Consider the following 23,585-nt stretch of genomic DNA (forward strand, 5'->3'; position numbering starts at 1 on the left):
ACTAGGACGCGCCCCGCAGCGCGGGGCACGCGCGGCCATGTGCGCGCCCCCTCCCCCGCCTGCGCGGAGACCACTTCGACAGCCCATCCCCCCTATGCTTCTACAGTTGTGTAGAAATTCGGCTGAACGCGTTCTCCGCGTACGGAAGAAGGAGTGGACGCCACGATGGTGTTCAAGAAGCTGCTCGGCTCGCTCGGCGTCGGCGGTCCCACCGTCGACACGGTGCTGCGGCCCGGCGCCGCTGTTCCCGGCGGCAGCCTGAGCGGCGAGGTCCGGCTGCAGGGCGGCAACGCCGACTTCACCGTCGAGCACATCACGCTGGAGCTCGTCGCACGCGTCGAGTCGGAGCACGAGGACGGCGAGGCGGAAGGGGCGGTCGCCTTCGAGCGCTTCACCGTCGCCGGTGGTTTCACACTGACCGAGGGCGAGGAGCGGAGCATTCCTTTCGCTGCGACGCTCCCGTGGGAGACCCCGATCACCGAGCTCTACGGCCAGGACCTCGGGATCGTCCTCGGCGTACGCACGGAGCTGTCGGTGGGGGGCGCCAGGGACAAGGGCGATCTCGACCGCCTCACGGTGGGCCCCCTGCCCGCCCAGGAAGCAGTGCTCGAGGCGCTCGGACAGCTGGGCTTCGGCTTCCGGTCCGCCGACCTGGAACTCGGCCGGATCCGGGGCAGCGGTCAGCAACTGCCCTTCTACCAGGAGATCGAGCTCTCCCCCGCCCCCAGGTACGCGGACCGGATCAACGAGATCGAGGTGACGTTCCTGGCGGGCCCCGACGGCCTGGAGGTCGTACTGGAGACCGACAAGCGGGGAGGCCTCCTCTCCGGAGGAAGTGATGCCCTCAGCCGCTTCGCCGTCGGCCATCACGAGGTCCGAGGCCGCGACTGGGTCACCGAGGTCGACGGCTGGATCCAGGAACTGGTCCAGGCACACGCTTCGCACGGGGGCCACGGACACGACGGCGGACATCCGGGGCACCACTCCGGGCCGGGGGCGGGCGCCGTGGTCGCCGCAGGGGCGGCGGGTCTCGCCGTGGGCGTCGTGGGAGGAGTGGTCGCCGCAGAAGTCATCGACGAGGTGGGTGACTTCTTCGAGGGCGACGAGGAGGAAGAGGAGGGCGGCGAAGGCTGAGACCGGGCCTGGAGAAGCCCCGCCCTCACCTTCTACAGTGCTGTAGATTTGGCGCGCCGTTGCGGCACCGGGAAGCTCCGGGGCTGCCGGGAGAGCGAACCACACCCACCAGGGAGACGAGAGCCGCCATGTTCGGAATCAGCGAGATCGCGATCTTCCTCATCATCGCCGTCCTCATGTTCGGTGCCAGGAAGCTTCCCGAACTGGCGCGCTCACTGGGCAAGTCGGCCCGGATCCTGAAGAGCGAGGCGCGAGCCCTGAAGTCCGACGGCGTCTCCCCCACCGTGCCGGCGGAACCGCCTGCGGGCGGAACGGACGACCCGCGCGTCATCAGGGGGACCGCCACCGAGAAACCCGGACCGCGCTGAGCCCCTGCCCGCCCCGCCACCCGGTGGGGTGGGCTTCGGCGTGTCGGACCCCTTCGGCAAGCGGAATCACCCGCATGGGGGCACCGTGGGCGGAGGAGACACCAACCGCCGGCCGGAGTGAGGAGCCATGGAGAGCAAGGACGACAGCGGCGGACTGCGGTGCCTGGTGACGGGCGCCACGGGATACATCGGGGGCCGCCTCGTGCCCGGACTCCTGGAGGCCGGTCACCGGGTCCGCTGCCTGGCGCGGACCCCGGAGAAGCTGCGGGACTACCCGTGGGCGGGCGAGGCCGAGGTGGTCAAGGGGGACGTGACCGACGCGGAGTCCGTGAGCGCGGCCATGCTCGGCATCGACGTCGCCTACTACCTGGTCCACGCACTGGCCGCAGGGCCGGGTTTCGAGAAGACCGACCGTGAGGCGGCGCGGACCTTCGGCGAGCAGGCGAAGGCAGCCGGCGTGCGGCGCATCGTCTACCTGGGCGGTCTCACCCCCGCCGACGTCCCCATGCGGGAGCTCTCCCCGCATCTGCGGTCACGTGCCGAAGTCGGTCGCATCCTGCTCGATTCCGGCGTTCCGACCACCGCGCTGCGTGCCGCGGTCATCATCGGGTCGGGTTCCGCGTCCTTCGAGATGCTGCGCTATCTCACCGAGCGGCTGCCGGTCATGGTCACCCCCAGCTGGGTGTCGACACGGATCCAGCCGATCGCCGTGCGGGACGTGCTGCGCTACCTCGTGGGCAGTGCGCACATGCCCGACGGTGTGAACCGCACCTTCGACATCGGCGGTCCCGACGTCATGACGTACCGCGACATGATGCAGAGGTACGCGCAGGTCGCCGGGCTGCCCCACCGGCTGATCCTGCCGGTGCCGATGCTCTCACCGGGCCTTTCCAGTCACTGGGTCGGTCTGGTCACCCCCGTGCCCGCGTCGATCGCCCGCCCGCTCGCGGAGTCCCTGCGCTACGAGGTCGTCTGCCACGAACACGACATCGCCGACCACGTCCCGGACGGCCCCGGGCAGCCCTTCTCCTTCGCCACCGCTCTCTCGCTCGCGCTCCAGAGGGTGCGTGAGGCGAGGGTGAGCACTCGGTGGTCCACCGCCTCCACCCCGGGCATTCCCAGCGATCCGCTTCCCACCGACCCGGACTGGGCGGGCGGAAGCCTGTACACCGATGAGCGCGAGCTCGACGTGAACGCCTCGCCCGAAGCGCTGTGGCAGGTCGTGGAGGGGATCGGCGGTGACAACGGCTGGTACTCGTTCCCGCTGGCCTGGGCCGTCAGGGGCTGGCTGGACCGGCTGATCGGCGGCGTGGGCCTGCGCCGCGGCAGACGGGACGCCCAACGGCTGAGGGTGGGGGACTCGCTGGACTTCTGGCGGGTGGAGGAGCTGCAGCCCGGCCGGCTGCTCCGGTTGCGCGCGGAGATGCGGCTGCCCGGTCTGGCCTGGCTGGAGATGTACGCCGAGGAAGGCGAGGACGGCCGCTCCCGTTACCGGCAGCGGGCCATCTTCCACCCGGCCGGACTGCTCGGCCACGCGTACTGGTGGAGCGTGTCGCCCTTCCACGCGGTGGTCTTCGGCGGGATGGCCCGCAACATCGCGCTGGCGGCGGCCCGGAGGGCGGCAGGTGAGCCGAAATGACCGTGGCCGTGGTCCTGTTCACGTCCGATCTGCGCCTGCACGACCATCCGCCGTTGCACGCGGCGCTCGCTTCGGCCGACGAGGTCGTCCCCCTCTTCGTCCTGGACGACGGTGTGGAGGCCGCCGGGTTCGGCGCTCCCAACCGGCGTGCGTTCCTGGCGGACTGCCTGCGGGACCTGGACGCGGGGCTGCGCGAGCGCGGCGGACGTCTGGTCGTCCGTGAGGGGGACGTGGCCGAGGAGGTCGGCGGAGTCGTCACCGAGACGGGTGCGGGCGCGGTCCACGTGGCGGCGGGCGTCAGCGCCTACGCGCAGCACCGGGAGGAGCGGCTGCGCGAGGCGCTCACGCCGCTCCGCTGCCGGCTGAGTGTGCACGACGCGGTGAGCAACGTGGTCCCGCCCGGCGCCGTGATGCCTTCGGGAGCGGACAGGGACCACTTCGCCGTCTTCACCCCGTACTTCCGCCGGTGGTCCGAGCAGGGGCTCCGGTCTCCTTTCGGGGCACCTCGCACGGTGCGCGTTCCGGAGGGCCCGGCATCCGCCGGGCTGCCCTCACGGGCCGGCGTCCGGGGGCTGTCCCCGGGCCTGGCCGAAGGAGGGGAGGCCGAAGGCCGCAGGAGGTCCGCCGCGTGGCGCCGCAACGGACTGGCGTCGTACGAGGAGCGTCACGACGACCTCGCGGGGGACGCGACCTCGCGACTCTCGCCGCACCTCCACTTCGGCACGCTCTCCCCCACCGAACTCGTCCACCGCGCCCGCGCCGCGGGCGGACCGGGTGCGGAGGCCTTCGTACGGCAGGTGTGCTGGAGGGACTTCCACCACCAGGTCCTGGCCGCGCGCCCCGCGGCCGCCCGCTCCGACTACCGCCCGAGGCAGGACCGCTGGCGCACCGGGAGCGCCGCGGCGGACGAGACGGCCGCCTGGAAGGAGGGCCGCACGGGCTACCCGGTGGTCGACGCGGCGATGCGACAGCTGCTCCACGAAGGGTGGATGCACAACCGGGGACGGCTGCTGACCGCGAGCTTCCTCGTCAAGACGCTGTACGTGGACTGGCGGACCGGGGCGCGGCACTTCCTGGATCTGCTGGCCGACGGGGACATCGCGAACAACCAGCTCAACTGGCAGTGGGTGGCCGGGACGGGTACGGACAGCCGGCCCAACCGGGTGCTCAACCCGGTCACGCAGGCCAGGCGTTACGACCCGGAGGGTGCGTACGTACGCCGCTGGGTGCCCGAACTCGCGGGGATCTCCGGCCCGGCCGTGCACGAGCCGTGGAAGCTGCCGGGGCGGGAGCGGGCCCGCTACGACTATCCGGAGCCGGTGGTCCGGCTGCAGGACGGGCTGGCCCGGTTCAAGGAGGCCAGGGGACTCGACTGACGGGCCGGGAGCACGCCTCGCGCGTCTCCCGGTTCCGCCTTCCGCCTTCCGCTCAGATCTTGCGGTAGCGGGCGTTGGCCCAGGAGAAGAGCCCGAAGGCTGCCAGGCCGAGCGCGATGAGCACGAGCAGCCAGGGTCCCGCCGGCGTCTCGGTGAAGGAGCGCAGGGTGTCGTCCATGCCCTTGGCGCGGCCCGGTTCGTGCTGGACGGCGGCTGCCACGGCGAACCCGCCCGCCGTGGCGAAGACGGCGCCGCGGACGGTCCCGCCGAAGACGCCGGTGACGTCCACGGCCTGACGGACCTTCTTCGTCATCTCGCCCATCTTGAGGTGCTTGTGGTACCTACGTGTGACGGCCCGGTACGCCATCCAGAGGCCGGCACAGATCACACCGGCGCCGGCGATCCCCACGATCCACTGACCGCCGGTCCATTGCAGGGCACGCGCCGTGACGTCGTCGGTCTGCTGATCGCTCGATCCACTGCCGCTGCTCTGGGCGCCGGCGGCGTAGGAGAGAACCGAGTACGACACGAAGGCGTAGAAGAGGAAGCGTCCTGCGGCCATGGCCCGCTTGCTCGCCTTGTGGCCGTCGGGGCCCGCCTGGCCGAAGAGCGCCTCGGACAGGCGCCACAGGGCCATGCCCGCCAGCGCCACGCCGAGCGCCCACAGCAGGACGCTCCCGAAGGGCTTCTCCGCTATCTCGGCGATGGCGCCACCTCGGTCCGCCTGCTTCCCGCCGCCGTCGGAGAAGGCGATGCGCAGCGCCAGCAGGCCCACCAGCAGATAGATCACTCCCCGCGCCACGAAACCGGCCCGGGCCCCCACATCCATGGTCTTGCTGCGCGCGGCTCTTCTGGCCTGGCCACGTGCGTTGATCGACAGCGCGTTCGCATTCATGCTCTGCCGGATGCCCCTGAAACGGCGATCAATGCGGGGTCACTGGACGCCCTCGTCAACGGCCTCGCCCGGGGCCGACGCCTGCGCCTTCGCACGGCGGCCGACGACCGCCGCCGCGGCCAGGGCGCTGCCCGCGAACGCGAGTGCGACGACCCACGGCCGGTCGAGGACGTGCCCGGTGGCGTGGTCCAGGGAGTAGCGGCCCGCACCCGTCACCCCGATCGCGGCAGCGGTGAAGCCGAGGAATGCCGGGTACTCGTAACCGCCGCCCATCGCGAAGAATCCGGCGGGCGCGTGCACGGCGACGGCACCGGCCATCGTTCCGGCCGCGGCGGCACCGGCCGCGGGGGTGGCGAGACCGAGCGCCAGCAGGATCCCACCGCCCGCCTCGCCGAGTCCGGCCGCCAGGGCGCTGTGCTTCGGCGGGTGGAAGCCCATGGCCTCCATCGCCGCGGTGGTTCCCTCGATGCCCCCGCCACCGAACCACCCGCCCAGCTTCTGGCTGCCGTGTGCAGCCAGGACGGCGCCTGTGCCGACCCTGAGCACGAGAAGTCCGAGGTCACGACGGTTGACGCAGGTCATGGGTGTCTCCTGACGACGAGGAGGAACAGCAACGGTGAGCCGTACGGATCCACTCTCGTCCCGGCCGGGCGGCAGGGCCGGGTGGTGTTGCTCCGTCCGTGGACCGAGCCGTGCCGGGACTGCGACGTACGTCATTGTGCAACTAGTTGCATAACGAAGGGCGGGTGGTCTACAACTGGCTCGACGACACCTGCGAGGAGACCCGGATGAGCCCGTACCCCACCCTGCTGAGCCCGCTCGACCTCGGCTTCACCACGCTCCCGAACCGGGTGCTGATGGGGTCGATGCACATCGGCCTGGAAGAGGTCGAACGAGGCTTCGAGCGGATGGCCGCGTTCTACGCCGCTCGCGCACGCGGCGGGGTGGGCCTGATCGTCACCGGGGGGATCGCGCCCAACGAGCGCGCGTGCTCCTTCCCCGGCGGCGCCAAGATGACCACCGAGGCGGAGGCGGAGCAGCACGCCGAGGTCACGGCGGCCGTGCACGCGGCGGGTGGCCGGATCGCGATGCAGATCCTGCACTTCGGGCGCTACGCCCACCACCCCGAACTGGTGGCGCCGAGCGCGCTGAAGGCCCCCATCAGCGGCTTCACCCCGCACGCGCTCGACGACGACGAGGTCGAGGAGACCATCGAGGACTTCGTCCGAGCCGCGGAACTCGCACGGCGCGCGGGCTACGACGGTGTCGAGATCATGGGCTCGGAGGGCTACCTGATCAACGAGTTCATCGTCGCGGCGACGAACCACCGCGAGGACCGCTGGGGCGGCTCGTACGAGAACCGCATCCGCTTCCCCGTCGAGATCGTGCGCCGCGTCCGTGAACGGGTCGGCCCCGACTTCATCCTGATCTACCGGCTGTCCATGCTGGACCTCGTGCCCGGTGGTTCCACCCTGGAGGAGGTCGTGCACCTCGCCCGCGAGATCGAGGCGGCCGGGGCGACCATCATCAACACCGGTATCGGATGGCACGAGGCCCGCATCCCGACCATCGCGACCTCCGTGCCGCGCGGCGCCTTCACGTGGGTGACGGAGAAGGTGCGGGGAGCGGTCTCCGTACCGCTGGTGACCAGCAACCGCATCAACACCCCCGAACTGGCCGAGGAGGTCCTCGCCTCGGGCCGCGCGGACATGGTGTCGATGGCCAGGCCCTTCCTCGCCGACCCCGACTTCGTCGCCAAGGCGGCCGAGGGCCGCGCCGACGCCATCAACACCTGCATCGGCTGCAACCAGGCCTGCCTGGACCACATCTTCAGCCTCCAGATCACCTCGTGCCTGGTGAATCCGCGTGCCTGCCACGAGACGGAACTGGTGCTCGCGCCGACCCGCCTCCGTAAACGCGTCGCGGTGGTGGGCGCCGGGCCCGCGGGGCTGGCGTGCGCGGTCACGGCTGCCGAGCGCGGGCACGCGGTGACGCTGTTCGACGCGGCCGACGAGATCGGCGGCCAGCTGAACGTCGCGCGCCGGGTCCCCGGCAAGGAGGAGTTCGACGAGACGCTGCGCTACTTCCGTACCCGGCTGGCCGAGGAGGGAGTGGAACTCCGTCTGGCCACGCCCGCCACCTCCACCGAACTCGACGGCTACGACGAGATCGTCCTGGCGACCGGGGTCGAGCCCCGCTCCCCCGCGATCCCGGGCGTCGAGCACCCGAGCGTCGTCAGCTACCTGGACGTCCTGCGCGACGGTGCGCCGGTCGGCGACCGGGTGGCGGTCGTCGGGGCGGGCGGGATCGGCTTCGACGTCGCCGAGTTCCTCACCGACGGGGGCGACGCGGCGAGCCTGGACCCGGAGGTGTTCTTCCGGCAGTGGGGCGTGGACACGGACTACGCGGACCGGGGCGGGCTGCGGAGCCCGGAGCGCCCGAAGCCGCCGCGCACGGTGCACCTGATCCAGCGCAAGGCGAGCAAGGTCGGGGCGGGACTCGGGAAGACGACCGGCTGGATCCACCGCACGGAGCTGCGCCACCGCGGCGTGACGATGATCGCGGGTGCGTCCTACGACCTGATCGACGACGAGGGCCTGCACCTCACCGTGGACGGCGAGCAGCACCTGCTCCCGGTCGACACCGTCGTGCTCTGCGCGGGTCAGGAACCGCGCCGCGAGCTGTACGACGAGCTGCGCGCCGCGGGACGCCCGGTGCATCTGATCGGCGGCGCCGACGTGGCCGCCGAACTGGACGCCAAGCGTGCGATCCGTCAGGGCACGGAACTCGCCGCGGAGCTGTGACCGCCCGGTTCCGCCGTCTCTAGGATGCACTCCATGTCACTCCCGCACGCGATCCTCACCGCCCTGCTCGAGAAACCGTCGTCGGGTCTCGAGCTGACAAGGAGGTTCGACCGGTCGATCGGCTACTTCTGGCCGTCCACGCATCAGCAGATCTACCGCGAGCTGGGGAAGCTGGAGCGGGCCGGGCACATCCGGGTCCTGCCGACGGCGCAGCCCGCACGTGGGCAGAGGAAGGAGTACGAGGTGCTGCCCGCGGGCCGCGAGGAGCTGTCGGCCTGGGTGTCGCTCGCCGAGGACCCGAGGCCCGTCCGCGATCCGTTGCTGCTGAGGATGCGGGCAGCCGCCGTGGTCGGTGCGCCGGGGCTGGCCGGAGAACTGCGCAGGCACTTGGTGCTGCACCGGGAGCAACTGGCGGAGTACCTGGAGATCGAGCGGCGTGACTTCCCTCCGGAGCGGACCGCCGACGAGGACCGGCTGCGCCACCTGGTGCTGCGCGGGGGCATCGACCTGGAGACCTTCTGGACGGGCTGGCTGACCAGGGCGATCGACGACCTGACCGGCTCCGGGCCGGGGCCCGGCACCGGGTCCCGCGCCTCCGACGATTCCTAGCCGGGGCCGCTCGCCGTCCCGACCGGCTCCGGGCGCTTTGCCGGCGCCTCCCCGGCGCGCGGGGCGGTCAGGGACGGACCGGCGATGACGACCCTCGACCTCGTGACGGCCGGGGCGGAGCCGGCCTCGGCCGTGGCCGGAAACGCCTCGTCGGTACTCCGTGCCTGCGCGCGGCTGAGCAGGATCACGCCCCGTACGGCGGCAGCGGCACCGATGAGCGCGGGGATCAGACCGAGCACCCCGCCCTGGAGGCGTTCGCCGAGCAGGACCAGACCGATCGCGGCGGCGGCGACCGGGTTGGCGAGGGTGACGACGGCGAGCGGGGCGCCGAGGCCGCCCCTGTAGGCGGTCTGGGAGAGCATCAGCCCGCCCAGGGCGAAGAAGGAGACGAGCACCGCCACGACCACCAGCCGCCAGCTCAGCAGCGGGCCCGAGTGGTCGGTCGCGGCGACCGTCAGTGTCTGTGTGAGGGCGGAGGCCACCCCCGACGTGATGCCCGAGGCAGCGGCATGCCTGAGACCGGGCCGGGCGCCCGGACGGCCGAGCGCGGCGACGAGAGCCATGGTGACGGCCCCGACACCCAGGGCCTCGGGGAGACTCAGCGTGTCGTGCGGCGCGGCACCGCCCGCGGCCAGGAGCAGCGCCGCGAGACCGATGAGGGTGAGGAGCGTGCCGCGCCACTCCGTACGACTGACCCGGCGGCCCGAGGAACGGGCCCCGAGCGGGACGGCGGCGACGAGCGTGAGGGCGCCGAGCGGCTGGACCAGGGTCAGCGGCCCGTACTTCAGCGCGGCGACGTGCAGCAGTGCCCCGCCGGCGTTCAGTCCGACCGCCGACCACCAGGCTCCGCGGCCCAGCAGGCTCAGCGCTCCGGCGGAGGGTTCGGTCCGGCCGGCGAGCCGGGCCTGTGCCACCGCGGCGGCCGCGTAGGCGCCCGCGGAGACGAGGGAGAGGGCGACGGCGACGAGCGTGGCGTTCATCGCCGAACCCCGGACCGTGCGTAAGCGGGGGACGCGTATCGCCGGGCGGGGATGGCCGTCTGCCACGGCAGGTGCGTACGGACCGGTGTGCGCGGCAGCCGCATCGCGGCGTAGGCCACGGAGAGCAGGGCGGAGACCACGATCGCGTCCAGCCAGTAGTGGTTGGCGGTACCCACGACGACGAGCAGGGTGAGCAGCGGGTGCAGCAGCCACAGCAGGCGCCACCGGGAGCGCGTGGCGACGATCAGGCCGACGGCGACCGCCAGGGCCCAGCCGAAGTGCAGTGAGGGCATGGCCGCGAACTGGTTGGCCATCGAGTCGGTCGCCGGGGTCTCCCCGTACACCGTGGGGCCGTAGACCTGCCCGGTGTCGACGAGGCCCGCCGCCTGCAGCATCCGGGGCGGGGCCAGCGGGAAGAGCAGATGCAGGGCGAGCGCGGCGCCGGTGAGTACGGCCAGGATGCGGCGCGACCAGACGTAGTGGCGCGGGCGGCGCCAGTACAGCCAGACCAGGAACGCCAGCGTGGCCGGGAAGTGCACGGTCGCGTAGTAGGTGTTCGCCGCCTGGACGAGCGTGTGGCTGTGCAGCAGCACGCCTTGCACGGCCCCTTCGCCGGGGAGCCCGACGGCCCGCTCGAAGCTCCAGACGTGTCCTGCGTTGCGGAAGGCCTCCTCGACGTGGCCGTTCGCGGCCTGACGGCCGAGTTTGTAGACGAGGAAGAGTCCGGCTACCAGAAGCAGTTCGCGGACGAGGGGCGGTCGGGCAGAGGTGTCCGGCTCCCGCTCCGCAGGCTCACTGCGGGTGTACATCACCCGTGCCCCTTTGCTGACGATGCGCTGTGACGTCGTAGGCATGACCAGTCCACGCCCTATCGATACGCCAGTGTACCGATACGCCGACGTATCGGTACACTGGCGTATCGGTACACTGCGTACCGAGGGTCCCCGCCGCAGAGTCGCAGAGAGGGAAGCAGATGCCGTCGCCCGGTTCAGCACAGGAGTCAGCACCCACGTCACGCCGGTCGAAGATCACACCGGAGCGGGCGCAGGAGCTCTACACCGCGGTGCTGGACCTGCTCCGGGAGAGCGGTTACGACTCCCTCACCATGGAGGGCGTCGCCTCCCGCACCCGCTGCGGGAAGTCCACGCTCTACCGGCAGTGGGGCACCAAGCCGGAGCTGGTGGTCGCGGCCCTGCACGGCACCCGCAGGACCCTGTTCTCGGACATCGACACCGGCAGCCTGAGCGGCGATCTGCACGAGGTGGCACGGGTGGTGGACGCGGCGTCCGGCCAGGACACCGCACTGATGCACGCGCTCAGCCATGCGGCACTCCAGAATCCCGACCTGCTCTGCGCGATGCGCTCCACCCTGATCGAACCGGCCATCGCCGCCTTCGACGCGATGGTCGGACGCGCCGTCCGGCGTGGCGAGATCGACGCCGACAACCCGGCGGCGGAATACGTGGCCGCCCAGATGCTCGGCATCATGCGCGCCCGGCCGCTCCTGGAGGGCCGGTACACGGACCACACCTTCCTCACCCGGTTCATCGAGTGCGCCGTACTCCCGGCACTCGGGCTCCCCACGCCCCCGCCCGCTTCCCGGAGGAGCGGGACCTGATGAACGTGGGCCGTCGCCGGAGCGGATGACGACGGCCCGCCCGCGCGCCGCACCGTGGGGACGGGGACGGCGCACACCCGGCCGGCCGGTGGTTTCCGAGGAGACCGCCGGCCGGCCGCTTCTTCTTGCACCCCCACCTCTTCTCGTCCCCTTGACGATATCTCCGACCCTCGTTATCGTCTTCGTGACGAGAAAGAGGGGCCCGACATGGCCGACATCACCCGGCGCCTCGGCTGGCGCCACCTGCGCTCCGCGCCCACCGCCCACATCCGCCACCACAAGCGCGGCGTGCTCACCCACGACGGCCCCGGTCTGAGCTTCTGGTACCGCTCGCTCTCCGCCGCACTCTCCGAGGTCCCGGTCGACGACCGGGAACTGGCGATGGCGTTCCACGCCCGCACGGCCGACTTCCAGGACGTCACCGTGCAGGCCACGGTCACCTACCGGATCAGCGACCCGGCAGAGGCCGCCGCCAGGCTCGACTTCTCGGTGGACCCCGACACCGGGGCATGGCGGGGTGCGCCCCTGGAGCAGATCGCCACCCTGCTCACCGAGACCGCGCAGCAGCACACGCTGGACGTCCTGGCCCGCACCCCCCTCGCCACCGCACTCGTGGACGGAGTCGCCGCCGTGCGGGAACGGGTCGCCACCGGGCTCGCGGCCGAGCCGCGGCTGCCCGCCACAGGCATCGACGTGGTCGCCGTGCGCGTCGTCGCGATCCGCCCCGAGGCGGAGGTCGAGCGCGCCCTGCGCACACCGGCCAGGGAGCAGATCCAGCAGGAGGCCGACCGGTCGGTGTACGAGCGCCGGGCCGTCGCGGTCGAGCGGGAGCGCACCATCGCCGAGAACGAGCTCGCCAGCAAGATCGAGCTCGCGCGCCGCGAGGAGCAACTGGTCGACCAGCGCGGCACCAACGCCCGCCGTGAGGCCGAGGAGCAGTCGGCGGCCGACGGAGTGCGCGCGGCTGCGGAGGCAGCCCGCACCGTACGCCTGGCCCGCGCCGAGGCGGAGGCCGCACGTGACATCGGGGCCGCCCGTGCCGAGGCGCAGGCGGCCTGGCTGCAGGCGCACGCGGACGTCGACCCGGGGACGCTGCACGCCCTGGCCGCGACGCGGCTGGCCGAGAACCTGCCCCGCATCGACAGCCTCACCCTCTCTCCCGACGTACTGACGGGTCTGCTCGCCAGGCTCGGCAGGCCGGAGCCGGAGGCCCGGGCGTGAGCCTGGCCCCGCGGGCCGTACTGGTGCACCGCACGACCGAGTACGAGGAGCTCCTGGCACGGCACGGCACACACGGGCAGGCCGCGTTCGTGCTCGCCGGACGCGGCCGGTCCATCGACGAGGTGGCCGAGCGCCACCTGCGCAACGAGCGGGCGCTCACCGAGGTGGCCGCCGCCGTGCCGATGCGGTGGCGCCGGACCCGGGTGGAGCGGGCGGACCTGGACCGCTTCCTGTTCGGGCCCGAGGACGTGGTCCTCGTGGTCGGGCAGGACGGACTGGTCGCCAACGCCGCGAAGTACCTGTCGGGCCAGCCCGTGGTGGGCATCGACACCGACCCTGGCCGCAACCCCGGGGTCCTCGTACGCCACCGGGCCGGTGACACGGCGGCGCTGTGCCGGGCCGCCGTGTCGTCCGGCGGCCGGACGGACGCCCTCACGATGACCGAGGCCGTCGCCGACGACACGCAACGGCTCCTCGCCCTGAACGAGATCTACCTCGGACCGCCGGGCCATCAGACCGCCCGCTACCGCATCGGCCCCGACGGCGTCCCGGCCGCCGGCGAGGCCCAGGCGTCCTCGGGCGTGCTCGTCGGCACCGGCACGGGATCCACCGGCTGGCTGCGCTCCCTCTGGCTCGAACGCGGCAGCCCCCTGCGGCTGCCGGGTCCCGCCGATCCGCGACTCGTCTGGTTCGTGCGCGAGGCCTGGCCCTCACCGGCCACCGGAACCTCGATGGTCGCGGGTGAACTGGGACCCCGGGACGGCCTCAGGCTCACCGTCGAGTCGGACCGGATGGTGGTGTTCGGCGACGGTATGGAGTCCGACGCACTGGAGTTGACATGGGGTCAGTCCGTCCGGCTGGGCATCTCGGAGACCACCCTCAATCTGGTGACGTGACCGGCGTGTGAGGATGACGGAGTCCCCGGGACCCCGCACCGACCAGCTGGGAGCAGAGCAGCGACATGACCACCGACTCCGTGAACGTCCCGCCCCGCAACACCCGCCCGCCGCTGGCCCAGGCGTCCTTCGGCGTGGGTGTCGTCGTACAGGACGGGTAGGGCAGGATCCTGCTCGGCCGGCACCGCGGCGGCACCTGGGAGCTGCCCGGCGGCAAGATCGACCCGACCCACGAGTCGGTCGCCGCCGCCGCCGCCCGCGAGCTGCGCGAGGAGACGGGCCTGCGGGTGCCCGTGGACGCCGTGGACGTCTTCGCGATGGTGCACGACGTGGTGGGGGGCCTCAACAAGATCAGCATGGGCGCACTGGTGAGGGTGGAGTCCGCGGTGGCCGAGGTCACCGAACCCCACCTCATCAGCGCGTGGCGGTGGACCGATCCCGAGCGGCTGCCGAGCCCACTCTTCGACCCGTCGGCCCAGATCCTGGCCGCCTGGCGCCCGGACCTCGCCGTCGAGCACCCTGCCGCGCACCACCTGCGGATCGCTCCACCCCGGAGGCCGTCCTAGAGGAATTAATTATTTGCCTAGGCCTCATAGGCAGAGTTAGCGTCGACTCCATGAGAGCCGTCAGTGAGCAGGACATCCGGGCATCGTTCGTCAATTGTTCCAAGGGAGAGGCGAAGCGCCTGCCGCTGCCCCGCGACCTCGAGGAGCGCCGGTGGGACGATCTGGACTTCCTGGGCTGGCGTGACCTGTCCGCTCCGGACCGGAGCTACATCGTCACCGAACTGCGCGGCGAACTCACCGGCATCACGCTCCGCTCCCCGTCCCAGCAGCGCGGCTTCCTGCACCGCAGCATGTGTTCGGTCTGCCTGACCACGCATCCCGGCAGCGGGGTGTCGCTGATGACCGCCCGCAAGCGCGGCCAGGCGGGCAGGGACGGCAACTCGGTGGGCATCTACCTCTGCACCGACCTCGACTGCTCACTGTACGTACGCGGCAGGAAGACCCCCGCCCCGGGCGGACGATTCGAGGAGTCACTGACCGTCGAGCAGCAGATCGAGCGGACCACGAACAAGCTCACCGCGTTCCTCGACCTGCTGTCCGCCTGACCGGAGGCCGGGCCGACGGCCCGGCGGCGCGGGAGCCGAAGCGCGTCACGTCCGTTCCGTGAGCCGGCGGCTCCTCGACACCGACCGGTGAGGCGTCGCCAGGACGACCGCGCTCGCGGCCATGCCGCCGGCGAGCGCCCACACCGGCATCGCGCCCGGGGAGTCGGCGCCGAAGAAGGTGAGCCCCAGGACAACGGCGAAGGCCGCTCCCGAGTTCACGCCCGACAGAGCTGTTTCGGCCAGTGGGTGGCGGCCTGGAGGAGACAGCCGGCCGCGCCGAGGCCGATGCCCACGAGCAGGGCGGCGAGCGTGCGCGGAAGGCGTACGTCCATGACGGCCGGCCGGATCTGCGCGTCGGCGCGGGCGGCGGGGTCACCGAGAAGGAAGTCCCAGGCGCGGCCCACAGGGCTCTCACCGGTACCGATGACGAGGGAGAGCAGCACAAGGACCGCGAGAGGAAGCGGAAGTCCCGTGGCGGGCCGGAGGGTTGAGCACCCCCGGTGCGGGGGACCTTCGGATGGGCGGGATCCGGCTGTTCTCGGCCGACCCCCTTGCGCTATCGGCATAAGGTTAGCCTAACCTAATTACACTCGTCCGGTTCCGGCGGGTCATGGGCCCACCTATGCCCTGAAGTGGCGCGCTGTGTACCGCTTCTCTCCGATGCAGGCTTCGGAGAGCGCCTTGCCGGAACAGGATTCACCGAAGTAAACGGAGATCCCAGGCCATGGCGCCGTATTCGTCCCCCTACCCCCGCGGCATCGCACGCCCCGCTGTGTCGGCAGCCCTGCTCACACTCTGCGCTCCCGCCTTCAGCGCATGCGGGTCGTCCGGGGACGACGCCGAAGCCGGCGGCACGGGCGCCGCGGTGACGTCCCAGGTCACGGAAGCCACGGGGACGCAGGTGAAGATGCCTGCGGCCCCGAAGCGCAGGGTCGCGCCGACGGTGGTCACCCTCGGCGGCACCAAGGACCGGCCCGCCGTCTCGGTGCTCGACGGCATCCGGAAGGCCGTGGTCAAGTGAGCCTCGATCAGGAACTCGCCGGCCGGACCGCCCTGGTGACGGGAGCGGGCCGCGGCATCGGTGAGGCGGTCGTCCACGCCCTCGCCGGACGTGGTGCCGCCGTCCTCGCCACCGACCTGGCCGAGGAGGGAATCGCCGCGCTGGAGAAGACGTACGCCGGCCTGGTGACCGCACGTCTCCTCGACGTCACGGACTCCACGGCCGTGGAGGAACTCGTCGCCGAGGCGGAGCACACGCTCGGCCCGCTGGACATCGCGGTCAACGTGGCCGGCATCCTGCGTGGTTCGCCGGTCGCGGACCTGAAGGACGAGGAGTGGGCGGCCACGTTCGCCGTGAACACCCACGGCGTGTTCCACGTGTCGCGCTCCGTCTCCCGGCGGATGACCGAACGGGGCTCGGGCAGCATCGTCACCGTGGCCTCCAACGCCGCGGGCATCCCCCGCACGAACATGGCGGCGTACGCGGCGTCCAAGGCCGCCGCCGTGATGTTCACCAAGTGCCTCGGCCTCGAAGTGGCGTCCAGGGGCGTCCGGTGCAACACCGTCTCCCCCGGCTCGACCCTGACCGACATGCAACGCGGCATGTGGGCGGTGGGGGACGAGGAGGCCGCTGCCCGCCGCGTCGTCGAGGGCGACCCCGCGACGTACCGCACCGGCATCCCGCTCGGCCGGATCGCGGACCCGTCCGACATCGCCGACGCGGTCGCCTTCCTGGTGTCCGACCGCGCCCGCCACATCACCATGCACGACCTGTACGTCGACGGCGGGGCCACCCTGCGCGCCTGAACCCCCGCCCGCCCCGTCGTCCTGCCGACGCCCGAGCCTTCCCCACCGGAGACCACCCATGTCCGCATCTCTGCGTGTCCCCGCCGCCCCTCCCCCGCTCGACTCCCCCGGTGCGGCGACCGCCCTGCTGGAGGCCTACCGGCCCGGTACCGACCGCTTCCTCGCCACACCCCGGCACACCCTGCTCGGCTCCGGCACCAGGGCGCTGGTCCCGCACGCCTCACGCCCTCTGGCACCGCGGGTGCAGGAGGTCCTGGACGCCGCCCGGCGTGCGGGCGACCCCGCCCCGGTCGTGGTGGGCTCCGTACCGTTCGCGCCCGACGGCGTGGCGTGCCTGGCCGTCCCGGAAACCGTGCGGTGGGCGACCGCTCTGCGCGCGGACCCGCTCATCGCCCTGCACGGCCCTGCCGTGGATCACGGTGACGAGTGGCGGATACGTGAGGTGCCCAGCGCCGAGGAGTACGCGGAGGCCGTCGCCGCCGCCGTGAGGCGGATGCGCGCCGGTGAGTTCGACAAGGTCGTCCTCGCCCGCACGCTGGAACTGACCTCGGCACGTGACCTCGACCTGCCGGCCATGCTGAGCCGACTGGCACGGCGTGACCCGGACGGTTACACCTTCGCCGTCCCCAGCGGGCCCGGCCGCACGCTCGTGGGTGCGAGTCCCGAACTCCTGGTGACCCGGCGGGGGACCCGGCTCGTCGCCAACCCCCTTGCGGGATCCGCCCAGCGCAGCGGCGACCTGGCGGAGGACGTCCGCAGGGCGGCCGCGCTCCTGGACTCGCCGAAGGACCTCCACGAGCACGCGGTCGTGGTCGACGCCATCCGCGAGGCGCTCGCGCCGTTCTGTGTACGCCTGGACGTGCCTGAACGCCCCACCCTCGTACGGACCGCCGCCATGTGGCACCTTTCGACGACCCTGACCGGGGAACTGCGCGACCCCTCGTCCACCGCCCTGGACCTGGCGTCGGCCCTGCACCCCACCCCGGCGGTCTGCGGCACCCCGACCGACGTGGCCCGCCAGGTCATCGCGGACTCCGAGCCCTTCGACCGCGGTGCGTACACCGGCATGGTCGGCTGGCAGAACGCGGACGGCGACGGCGACTGGGTGGTGACCATCCGCTGCGCCGAGGCGGAGGGCCGCACCCTGCGGCTGTTCGCCGGCGCGGGTGTGGTGGCGGAGTCGTCTCCGGCAGCCGAGACGGCGGAGACCGGCGCCAAGTTCCGGACCTTCCTGAGTGCCGTGGGAGCCGCCCTGTGAACACCCCTCGGACAGCTGACGCGCCCACCTGGCCTGCCGAGTTCGCCGAGCGCTACCGTGCGGCGGGCCACTGGCGCGGGGAGACCTTCGGCGGTGTGCTGCGTGAACGTGCCACCGCCCATCCCGACCGCGTCGCGATCGTCGATCCCGCCCCCGTGCGCCGCGAGTGGACCTACGGGGAACTGGACGAGCGGGCCTCGCGGCTGGCCGCCGGGTTCGCGGCGCGCGGCATCTCCCCGGGCGACCGTGTCGTCGTCCAGCTCCCCAACATCGCCGAGTTCACCGAAGTCGTCTTCGCGCTCTTCCGGATCGGCGCACTGCCCGTGTACGCGCTCCCCGCGCACCGGGAGACGGAGATCGCCTACTTCTGCTCCTTCACCGAGGCCGTCGCGTATGTGATCCCGGACCGGCATGCCGGCTTCGACCACCTCGCGCTCGCGTCGAAGGTCAAGGAACGCACACCGAGCCTGAGGCACGTGTTCGTGGTCGGCTCGCCGGGCGAGCACACCGCCCTGTCCGAGGTGCCCTGCGAGCCCACGGCCCCCGCGTACGAGCCCGAGCCGCACGACCTGGCGTTCCTCCAGCTGTCGGGCGGCACGACGGGCGTGCCCAAGCTCATCCCCCGTACGCACGACGACTACATCTACTCGCTGCGGGGATCCAACGAGATCTGCGGCGTCGACGGCGACACCCGCTTCCTCGTCCTGCTCCCCGCCGCGCACAACTTCCCGATGAGCTCGCCCGGCTGGCTCGGGGCGCTGTACGCCGGGGGGACCGTGGTCCTGTGCCCCAGCCCCGATCCGGCGACGGCGTTCCCCCTCGTGGAACGCGAACGCGTCACGATGACCGGGATGGTGCCCCCGCTCGCCCTGGTGTGGACGGAGGCCGCACCCGGCTCCGTGCACGACCTGTCGAGCCTGGAGCTGATCCTCGTCGGCGGGGCGAAGTACAGCGAGGCTGCGGCCCGCCGCCTGGAACCCGCGCTGGGGTGCCGGCTCATGCAGGTCTTCGGCATGGCCGAGGGACTCGTCAACTACACGCGCCTGGACGACGATCACGAGACCGTGGTCACCACCCAGGGCCTGCCGATCTCGGAGGACGACGAGATCCGTGTCGTCGACGACGCGGACGAGGAGGTACCCGAGGGGAGCTTCGGGCACCTGCTGACCCGCGGCCCGTACACGATCCGCGGCTACTGGCGCGCCCCCGAGCACAACGGCAAGGCCTTCACCGAGGACGGCTTCTACCGCACCGGCGACATCGTGCGCCGCACCCCGACGGGCCATCTGATCGTCGAGGGTCGTGCCAAGGACCAGATCAACCGGGGTGGTGAGAAGGTCGCCCCGGAGGAGATCGAGAACATCATCCTCGGCCATCCGTCGGTGCACGACGTGTCCGTCGTGGGAGTGGCCGACGAGTACCTGGGTGAGCGCACCCTGGCCTACGTCATCCTGCGCGAGGGGGCCGAGCCGCTGAAAGCACTGGCGGTCAAACGCCTCGTACGTGAACGCGGTGTGGCCGCGTACAAGATTCCCGACCTCGTCGAATTCGTCGAGGCGTTCCCGCAGACCGGAATCGGCAAGGTCAGCAAGAAGGGGCTGCGCTCCGACTCGTCCCGCGGCCGCACCGGATCAGCTCAGCCCTGAGATCAGTACCGAGTTCCGCCCAGAGCGGTACCGAAAGGTTCCACCCCATGGCTCTTCCCGCCATCCCTTCCTACGCCCTGCCGACCGAAGCCGAACTGCCCGCGAACCGTGTGGACTGGATTGTGGACCCCGCGCGGGCCGTGCTGCTGGTCCACGACCTGCAGAACCACTTCCTCGGCGCCTTCCCTCCCGGTGAGCAGCCGCTCACCGGCATGCTCGCCAACACGTCCCGCGTCATCGAGGAGTACCGCCGCCTCGGCGTGCCCGTCGTCTACTCGGTGCAGCGCGGCGGCCAGACAGCGGAGGAACGCGGCCTCCAGCTGGACTTCTGGGGTCCCGGCGCCGCCGACGACCCGGAGGCGCTGGCGATCCCCGAGGCCGTGGCGCCCGCGGACGGCGACACCGTCCTGACCAAGTGGAAGTACAGCGCGTTCGTGCGCACCGAACTCGATTCCCTGCTGCGCGAGTCCGGCCGCGACCAGTTGGTGATCACCGGCGTGTACGCGCACATCGGGGTGCTCATGAGCGCCTGTGACGCGTGGATGCGTGACATCCAGGCCTTCGTCGTCGCCGACGCCGTGGCGGACTTCTCCCGCGAGGACCACGACATGGCGCTGCGCTGGGCCGCGGGCCGCTGTGCGGTCGTCACCTCGACCGACGCGCTCCTGAAGGAGGTCTGAACACCGTGGCGCTCACCCTTGGACTGATCCGCCACGACGTCGCCGACGCCCTCGGTGAGGTACCCGCGGACATCCCCCTCGACGAGAACCTCCTGGACCACGGGCTGGACTCGGTACGCGTCATGGCGCTGCTGGGACGCAGGCGCCGGGACCAGGGGGTCGAGGCGGACTTCGCGGATCTCGCCGAGCAGCCCGCCACCGACGTATGGGTGCCGCTGCTGGAGGCCTCATGACCGCCCTGCTCACGGATACCGACGGGGCCGGGCCGGTCCCCGGCCCGGACGTCACGCCCGTCGTACTCCCGCTGACCGCGGCCCAGTCGGGCATGTGGTTCGCGCAGTCGCTCGATCCGCTCAGCCCGGCGCACAACACGGCGGAGTGCCTGGAGATCGACGGTCCGCTCGACCCGGAGCTGTTCGCCGCTGCGCTGCGCCGCGTGACCGCCGAGGCCGACGCACTGCGTGTGACCTTCGAGGACTCACCGGACGGCCCGCGTCAGCGGGTCCTGCCCTCGGTCGGGCTGCCGCTGACGACGCACGACCTGAGGGACGCGCCCGACGCGGGCCGGCGGGCCGAGGAGTGGATGCGCGCGGACCTGGCCGAGCCCTTCGGCCTGACGGCCGGTCCGCTGTTCAGGCACGCCCTCTTCCGTGTGGGCGAGAAGCGTTGGCTGTGGTACCAGCGCATCCACCACCTCGTCATGGACGGATTCGGCTACTCGCTTCTCGTGCGCCGGGCCGCCGAGGTCTACACGGCGCTCACCCGGGGAGAGGAACCCGGGTCCCGTGCCTTCGGGACGCTGGCCGACCTCGTCGCCGAGGACTCCGCCTACCGGTCCTCGGACGCCTTCGCCGCCGACCGCGCGCACTGGACGGAGGCGTTCGCCGACCGCCCCGCGGTGCCCCGGCTCGCGGGCCGCGGGGCGCTGCCCTCACGGACGTTTCTCCGGCGCACGGCCCATCTCGGACCCGAGGCCACCGAGGCCGTGCGGGACCTGGCCGCCCGGCTCCGCGCCACCTGGCCGGACGTGCTGATCGCCGCCCAGGCCCTCTACACCTCCCGGGCGACCGGCCACCAGGAGGTCGTGCTCGGCCTGCCGATGACGGGCCGCATGGGGTCCGTCTCCCTACGGGTGCCCGGCATGGTCATGAACGTGCTTCCGCTGCGGCTGGACGTGGCCCCGGACGCCACCTTCGCCGAGCTGGTCCGCCAGGTGGTGCTCGGGGTCCGCGAGGTCCGGCGCCACCAGCGTTACCGCTACGAGGACATCCGCCGGGACCTGCGGCTCCTCCGGGAGAACCGCGGACTGGCCGGCCCTCTCGTCAACGTCATGCCCTACGACCACGACCTGGACTTCGCGGGCTCCCCGGCACGGGCCCGGAACCTGTCCGCCGGCCAGGTCGACGACCTGACGGTGAACGTGTACGACCGGGCCGACGGCCGTGGTCTGCGCATCGACCACGACGGCAATCCCGCGCTGTACGACGACGGTGAACTGGCCGCCCACCAGGAGCGCTTCCTGTACCTGGTGGAGCGGCTCGGCCGAGCCGATCCGCATGTTCCGACTGCCGCGCACGGCATCGCCACTGCTGCCGAACTCGAGCTGATCGCCGGCACGTTCAACGACACGGGTCGCACGCTGCCGCCGACGACACTGATCGGCCCCATCGAGTCGCGCGCCGCACGCACCCCTGACGCGACGGCTCTGGTGTACGGCGAGACCTCACTCACCTACGAGGAGCTCAACACCCGCGCCAACCGGCTCGCCCGGCACCTGCGGACGCTCGGCGCCCGGCCCGGTGCTGTGGTGGGGGTGTCGGTGCCGCGCTCGGTGGAGCTCGTCGTGTCCCTGCTCGCCGTCCTGAAGGCGGGGGCCGCGTATCTGCCGCTGGACCCCGACCACCCGGAGCAGCGGCTCGCGTACATGCTGCGGGACGCCGCGCCGGTGTGCGCGGTGACCGACCGGGCGGGACGGCTCCCCGAGGACACCGGGACTCCGCTGGTCGTCCTGGACGGCCTCGACGTCTCGGAGTACCTCTGGGTGAACCCGTCGCGGCCCCTCACCCCTGCGCACCCGGCGTACGTCATCTACACCTCCGGTTCGGCGGGCCGCCCCAAGGGTGTCGTCGTGTCGCACGGTGCGATCGACAACCGGCTGCGCTGGATGCAGGGCGCCTACGGGCTGACCGCGGACGACCGGGTGCTGCAGAAGACACCGTCGTCGTTCGACGTGTCCGTGTGGGAGTTCTTCTGGCCGCTGCGTCAGGGCGCCGTACTGGTGGTCGCCGAACCGGGTGCGCACGAGGACCCGGCCTGTCTGGTCCGGCTGATCCGGGAACAGGGCGTCACCACCTGCCACTTCGTGCCGTCGATGCTCCAGGTCCTCCTCGCGGAGGCGGACGCGGAGGCGTGCGGAAGCCTCAGGAGGGTCTTCTCCAGCGGTGAGGCCCTGCCCCGCGAGACCGCCGACGCGTTCGGCCGCGGGCTTCCCGGCGTGGAACTGCACCATCTGTACGGCCCCACGGAGGCGGCCGTCGACGTCACCTTCCACACCTGCGCGGCGGACGCGGCCGGCCCGGTGCCGATCGGCCGCCCCGTGTGGAACACCCGCCTGTACGTGCTCGACGCGGCGCTGCAGCCCTGTCCCCCGGGGATTCCCGGCGAGCTCCATCTGGCGGGGCGGCAGCTCGCGGACGGTTATCTGAATTGTCCGGGGCCGACCGCGTCCCGCTTCGTCGCGGACCCCTTCGGCCGCCCGGCGGAGCGCATGTACCGCACGGGGGACCTGGCTCGCTGGACGGCGGAGGGCGAGGTCGTCCACCTCGGCCGCGCGGACGACCGGGTGAAGCTCCCGGGACAGCGCATCGAGCCGGGCGAGACCGAGACGGCGCAGACGACCCGGGGCGGGGTGGACGCCGCCTGTGCCCTCGGTCGACGCACGAGGGCGAAGGGCGGCCCGTTCGACCCCGGCCCCGAGGGCCGCGCCACGCACCTGGTGCTGGAGAACGCCATCGGCCGGCTGTCACTCTGGCCGGTCTGGCGGGAGGTGCCGGAGGGCTGGTCGGTCCGGTTCGGCCCGGCCCCTCACGAGGTGTGCGCCGCCACGCTGGAGCCGGGCCGGTGACCGGCCCGACGTCCGGCCGCCCCTACGACACGGGGGCGGCCGGACCCAGCAGGTCCACAGGACCGTCGGCCGGCTCCGTGCGCCGGCACAGGTAGTCGTGATCCGCCGTCGCACTCCCGGTAGGGGCCGTCGTCGTAGCCCGCCGCCGCCAGAGCCTCTCGCAGACGCCTGGCGGCGGCCAGGGCGACCCATTCCTGCTGGCCGGAGGAGAGCCGGAAGTGGACCGGCAGGCGCGGGGTCAGGCGATCTGCTCGGTGAGCCACTGCGCCTGCGGGCCACGGCGACGGTCGTCGACCCGACAGGTCCGGAGCCGGGCTCGGCGGCGCCGGCCGGATCCACCGCTTCCGCCTCACCCGCTGACACGAGCCCGCCACCCTCCCCCACGTCACACAGCCGGGTGCCCGGTCCACCGCTCCCCCA

The 23,585-nt window shown here is 72.2% G+C and carries 21 protein-coding genes and 4 pseudogenes; 19 read left to right on the forward strand and 6 right to left on the reverse strand.

Features of this window, described 5'->3' with window-relative positions; all coding sequences use genetic code 11:
* Positions 1–165: 165 nt before the first annotated feature.
* From OO67_RS20955 to OO67_RS20970, 4 genes are all read left to right on the forward strand, one after another.
* On the forward strand, positions 166–1,134 hold the full coding sequence (locus OO67_RS20955; protein ID WP_033302817.1) for a sporulation protein: 969 nt from the start codon (positions 166–168) through the stop codon (positions 1,132–1,134).
* A 128-nt stretch (positions 1,135–1,262) separates the two neighbouring features.
* Positions 1,263–1,502 (forward strand): twin-arginine translocase TatA/TatE family subunit, encoded by a 240-nt coding sequence (locus OO67_RS20960; protein WP_033302590.1) that lies wholly within the window; start codon positions 1,263–1,265, stop codon positions 1,500–1,502.
* Positions 1,503–1,629: 127 nt separating this feature from the next.
* Positions 1,630–3,141: an SDR family oxidoreductase gene (locus OO67_RS20965; RefSeq protein WP_033302591.1), complete on the forward strand. Its 1,512-nt coding sequence runs from the start codon at positions 1,630–1,632 to the stop codon at positions 3,139–3,141.
* Positions 3,138–4,517, forward strand: coding sequence for a cryptochrome/photolyase family protein (locus OO67_RS20970; RefSeq protein WP_033302592.1), 1,380 nt, complete (start codon positions 3,138–3,140; stop codon positions 4,515–4,517). The genes OO67_RS20965 and OO67_RS20970 overlap by 4 nt, the downstream gene beginning before the upstream one ends.
* 52 nt (positions 4,518–4,569) lie before the next feature.
* Here the strand turns inward: OO67_RS20970 and OO67_RS20975 are convergent, their stop codons facing one another.
* Together OO67_RS20975 and OO67_RS20980 are read right to left on the reverse strand one after the other, a co-directional pair.
* On the reverse strand, positions 4,570–5,412 hold the full coding sequence (locus tag OO67_RS20975) for a DUF1206 domain-containing protein (RefSeq protein WP_078598131.1): 843 nt from the start codon (positions 5,410–5,412) through the stop codon (positions 4,570–4,572).
* Positions 5,413–5,451: 39 nt separating this feature from the next.
* Positions 5,452–5,994 (reverse strand): DoxX family protein, encoded by a 543-nt coding sequence (locus OO67_RS20980; protein ID WP_033302594.1) that lies wholly within the window; start codon positions 5,992–5,994, stop codon positions 5,452–5,454.
* A 206-nt stretch (positions 5,995–6,200) separates the two neighbouring features.
* Between OO67_RS20980 and OO67_RS20985 the strand changes: the two genes are divergently transcribed.
* Positions 6,201–8,216 carry an NADPH-dependent 2,4-dienoyl-CoA reductase gene (locus OO67_RS20985; RefSeq protein WP_033302818.1) on the forward strand — a complete coding sequence of 672 codons (2,016 nt, stop codon included), beginning with the start codon at positions 6,201–6,203 and terminating at the stop codon, positions 8,214–8,216.
* A 33-nt stretch (positions 8,217–8,249) separates the two neighbouring features.
* The gene (locus OO67_RS20990; protein ID WP_051709662.1) at positions 8,250–8,825 is read left to right on the forward strand and encodes a PadR family transcriptional regulator; all 576 of its coding nucleotides are present in this window, start codon (positions 8,250–8,252) and stop codon (positions 8,823–8,825) included.
* On the opposite strand, the gene OO67_RS20995 is transcribed toward OO67_RS20990, so the two are convergent.
* Together OO67_RS20995 and OO67_RS21000 are read right to left on the reverse strand one after the other, a co-directional pair.
* A complete protein-coding gene (locus tag OO67_RS20995) occupies positions 8,822–9,805 on the reverse strand; it encodes a DMT family protein (protein ID WP_033302595.1) in 984 nt (327 codons plus the stop codon). The genes OO67_RS20990 and OO67_RS20995 overlap by 4 nt on opposite strands.
* Entirely contained in the window at positions 9,802–10,614 is an 813-nt protein-coding gene (locus OO67_RS21000; protein ID WP_106972784.1) for a phosphatase PAP2 family protein, read from the reverse strand. The genes OO67_RS20995 and OO67_RS21000 overlap by 4 nt, the downstream gene beginning before the upstream one ends.
* Before the next feature lie 164 nt (positions 10,615–10,778).
* On the opposite strand from OO67_RS21000, the gene OO67_RS21005 reads away from it, so the two are divergent.
* The 5 genes and pseudogenes from OO67_RS21005 to OO67_RS21025 all read left to right on the forward strand — a co-directional run bounded on the left by OO67_RS21005 (position 10,779) and on the right by OO67_RS21025 (position 14,651).
* Positions 10,779–11,423 (forward strand): TetR/AcrR family transcriptional regulator, encoded by a 645-nt coding sequence (locus OO67_RS21005; protein ID WP_033302597.1) that lies wholly within the window; start codon positions 10,779–10,781, stop codon positions 11,421–11,423.
* A gap of 207 nt (positions 11,424–11,630) precedes the next feature.
* Positions 11,631–12,644, forward strand: coding sequence for an SPFH domain-containing protein (locus OO67_RS21010; protein WP_033302598.1), 1,014 nt, complete (start codon positions 11,631–11,633; stop codon positions 12,642–12,644).
* The gene (locus tag OO67_RS21015) at positions 12,641–13,540 is read left to right on the forward strand and encodes a diacylglycerol kinase catalytic domain-containing protein (RefSeq protein WP_033302599.1); all 900 of its coding nucleotides are present in this window, start codon (positions 12,641–12,643) and stop codon (positions 13,538–13,540) included. Before OO67_RS21010 ends, OO67_RS21015 begins: the two co-directional genes overlap by 4 nt.
* A gap of 65 nt (positions 13,541–13,605) precedes the next feature.
* Positions 13,606–14,106: pseudogene (locus OO67_RS21020) on the forward strand (NUDIX domain-containing protein).
* Between the two features lie 50 nt (positions 14,107–14,156).
* Positions 14,157–14,651: an FBP domain-containing protein gene (locus OO67_RS21025; protein ID WP_033302600.1), complete on the forward strand. Its 495-nt coding sequence runs from the start codon at positions 14,157–14,159 to the stop codon at positions 14,649–14,651.
* Positions 14,652–14,750: 99 nt separating this feature from the next.
* On the opposite strand, the pseudogene OO67_RS21030 reads toward OO67_RS21025, so the two are convergent.
* Positions 14,751–15,217 (reverse strand): annotated as a pseudogene (locus tag OO67_RS21030) (iron chelate uptake ABC transporter family permease subunit); the annotation flags it as partial.
* 158 nt (positions 15,218–15,375) lie between these two features.
* Here OO67_RS21030 and OO67_RS39345 point away from each other — a divergent pair.
* The 8 genes and pseudogenes from OO67_RS39345 to OO67_RS41005 all read left to right on the forward strand — a co-directional run bounded on the left by OO67_RS39345 (position 15,376) and on the right by OO67_RS41005 (position 23,165).
* Entirely contained in the window at positions 15,376–15,672 is a 297-nt protein-coding gene (locus OO67_RS39345; protein WP_033302601.1) for a hypothetical protein, read from the forward strand.
* Complete coding sequence (locus tag OO67_RS21040; protein ID WP_033302602.1) at positions 15,669–16,457, forward strand: 2,3-dihydro-2,3-dihydroxybenzoate dehydrogenase; 789 nt, start codon at positions 15,669–15,671, stop codon at positions 16,455–16,457. Before OO67_RS39345 ends, OO67_RS21040 begins: the two co-directional genes overlap by 4 nt.
* Positions 16,458–16,515: 58 nt before the next feature.
* Complete coding sequence (locus OO67_RS21045) at positions 16,516–17,715, forward strand: isochorismate synthase (RefSeq protein WP_033302603.1); 1,200 nt, start codon at positions 16,516–16,518, stop codon at positions 17,713–17,715.
* Entirely contained in the window at positions 17,712–19,361 is a 1,650-nt protein-coding gene (locus OO67_RS21050; RefSeq protein WP_033302604.1) for a (2,3-dihydroxybenzoyl)adenylate synthase, read from the forward strand. The genes OO67_RS21045 and OO67_RS21050 overlap by 4 nt, the downstream gene beginning before the upstream one ends.
* A gap of 47 nt (positions 19,362–19,408) precedes the next feature.
* On the forward strand, positions 19,409–20,041 hold the full coding sequence (locus tag OO67_RS21055) for an isochorismatase family protein (protein ID WP_033302605.1): 633 nt from the start codon (positions 19,409–19,411) through the stop codon (positions 20,039–20,041).
* Positions 20,042–20,046: 5 nt separating this feature from the next.
* Positions 20,047–20,274, forward strand: a complete 228-nt coding sequence (locus OO67_RS21060; protein WP_033302606.1) for a phosphopantetheine-binding protein — start codon at positions 20,047–20,049, stop codon at positions 20,272–20,274.
* Positions 20,271–22,985, forward strand: a pseudogene (locus OO67_RS21065) (amino acid adenylation domain-containing protein); the annotation flags it as partial. The gene OO67_RS21060 and the pseudogene OO67_RS21065, both read left to right, overlap by 4 nt.
* A 51-nt stretch (positions 22,986–23,036) precedes the next feature.
* The gene (locus OO67_RS41005; RefSeq protein WP_244300285.1) at positions 23,037–23,165 is read left to right on the forward strand and encodes an MbtH family NRPS accessory protein; all 129 of its coding nucleotides are present in this window, start codon (positions 23,037–23,039) and stop codon (positions 23,163–23,165) included.
* Between the two features lie 22 nt (positions 23,166–23,187).
* On the opposite strand, the pseudogene OO67_RS39955 reads toward OO67_RS41005, so the two are convergent.
* Positions 23,188–23,442, reverse strand: a pseudogene (locus OO67_RS39955) (enterochelin esterase); the annotation flags it as partial.
* Positions 23,443–23,585 lie beyond the last annotated feature (143 nt).

Origin of the sequence: Streptomyces atroolivaceus, assembly GCF_000717025.1 — a bacterium.
Classification (GTDB): Bacteria; Actinomycetota; Actinomycetes; order Streptomycetales; family Streptomycetaceae; genus Streptomyces; species Streptomyces atroolivaceus.

Bases quoted from the DNA above. Each gene is read 5' to 3' on its own strand.
- OO67_RS20965 (WP_033302591.1), top strand. From the start codon at position 1,630: ATGGAGAGCAAGGACGACAGCGGCGGACTGCGGTGCCTGGTGACGGGC.
- OO67_RS20990 (WP_051709662.1), top strand. From the start codon at position 8,250: ATGTCACTCCCGCACGCGATCCTCACCGCCCTGCTCGAGAAACCGTCG.
- OO67_RS20985 (WP_033302818.1), top strand. From the start codon at position 6,201: ATGAGCCCGTACCCCACCCTGCTGAGCCCGCTCGACCTCGGCTTCACC.
- OO67_RS21025 (WP_033302600.1), top strand. From the start codon at position 14,157: ATGAGAGCCGTCAGTGAGCAGGACATCCGGGCATCGTTCGTCAATTGT.
- OO67_RS39345 (WP_033302601.1), top strand. From the start codon at position 15,376: ATGGCGCCGTATTCGTCCCCCTACCCCCGCGGCATCGCACGCCCCGCT.
- OO67_RS20960 (WP_033302590.1), top strand. From the start codon at position 1,263: ATGTTCGGAATCAGCGAGATCGCGATCTTCCTCATCATCGCCGTCCTC.
- OO67_RS21000 (WP_106972784.1), bottom strand. From the start codon at position 10,614: ATGTACACCCGCAGTGAGCCTGCGGAGCGGGAGCCGGACACCTCTGCC.
- OO67_RS20955 (WP_033302817.1), top strand. From the start codon at position 166: ATGGTGTTCAAGAAGCTGCTCGGCTCGCTCGGCGTCGGCGGTCCCACC.
- OO67_RS20995 (WP_033302595.1), bottom strand. From the start codon at position 9,805: ATGAACGCCACGCTCGTCGCCGTCGCCCTCTCCCTCGTCTCCGCGGGC.
- OO67_RS21055 (WP_033302605.1), top strand. From the start codon at position 19,409: ATGGCTCTTCCCGCCATCCCTTCCTACGCCCTGCCGACCGAAGCCGAA.
- OO67_RS20970 (WP_033302592.1), top strand. From the start codon at position 3,138: ATGACCGTGGCCGTGGTCCTGTTCACGTCCGATCTGCGCCTGCACGAC.
- OO67_RS20975 (WP_078598131.1), bottom strand. From the start codon at position 5,412: ATGAATGCGAACGCGCTGTCGATCAACGCACGTGGCCAGGCCAGAAGA.
- OO67_RS21045 (WP_033302603.1), top strand. From the start codon at position 16,516: ATGTCCGCATCTCTGCGTGTCCCCGCCGCCCCTCCCCCGCTCGACTCC.
- OO67_RS21005 (WP_033302597.1), top strand. From the start codon at position 10,779: ATGCCGTCGCCCGGTTCAGCACAGGAGTCAGCACCCACGTCACGCCGG.
- OO67_RS20980 (WP_033302594.1), bottom strand. From the start codon at position 5,994: ATGACCTGCGTCAACCGTCGTGACCTCGGACTTCTCGTGCTCAGGGTC.
- OO67_RS21010 (WP_033302598.1), top strand. From the start codon at position 11,631: ATGGCCGACATCACCCGGCGCCTCGGCTGGCGCCACCTGCGCTCCGCG.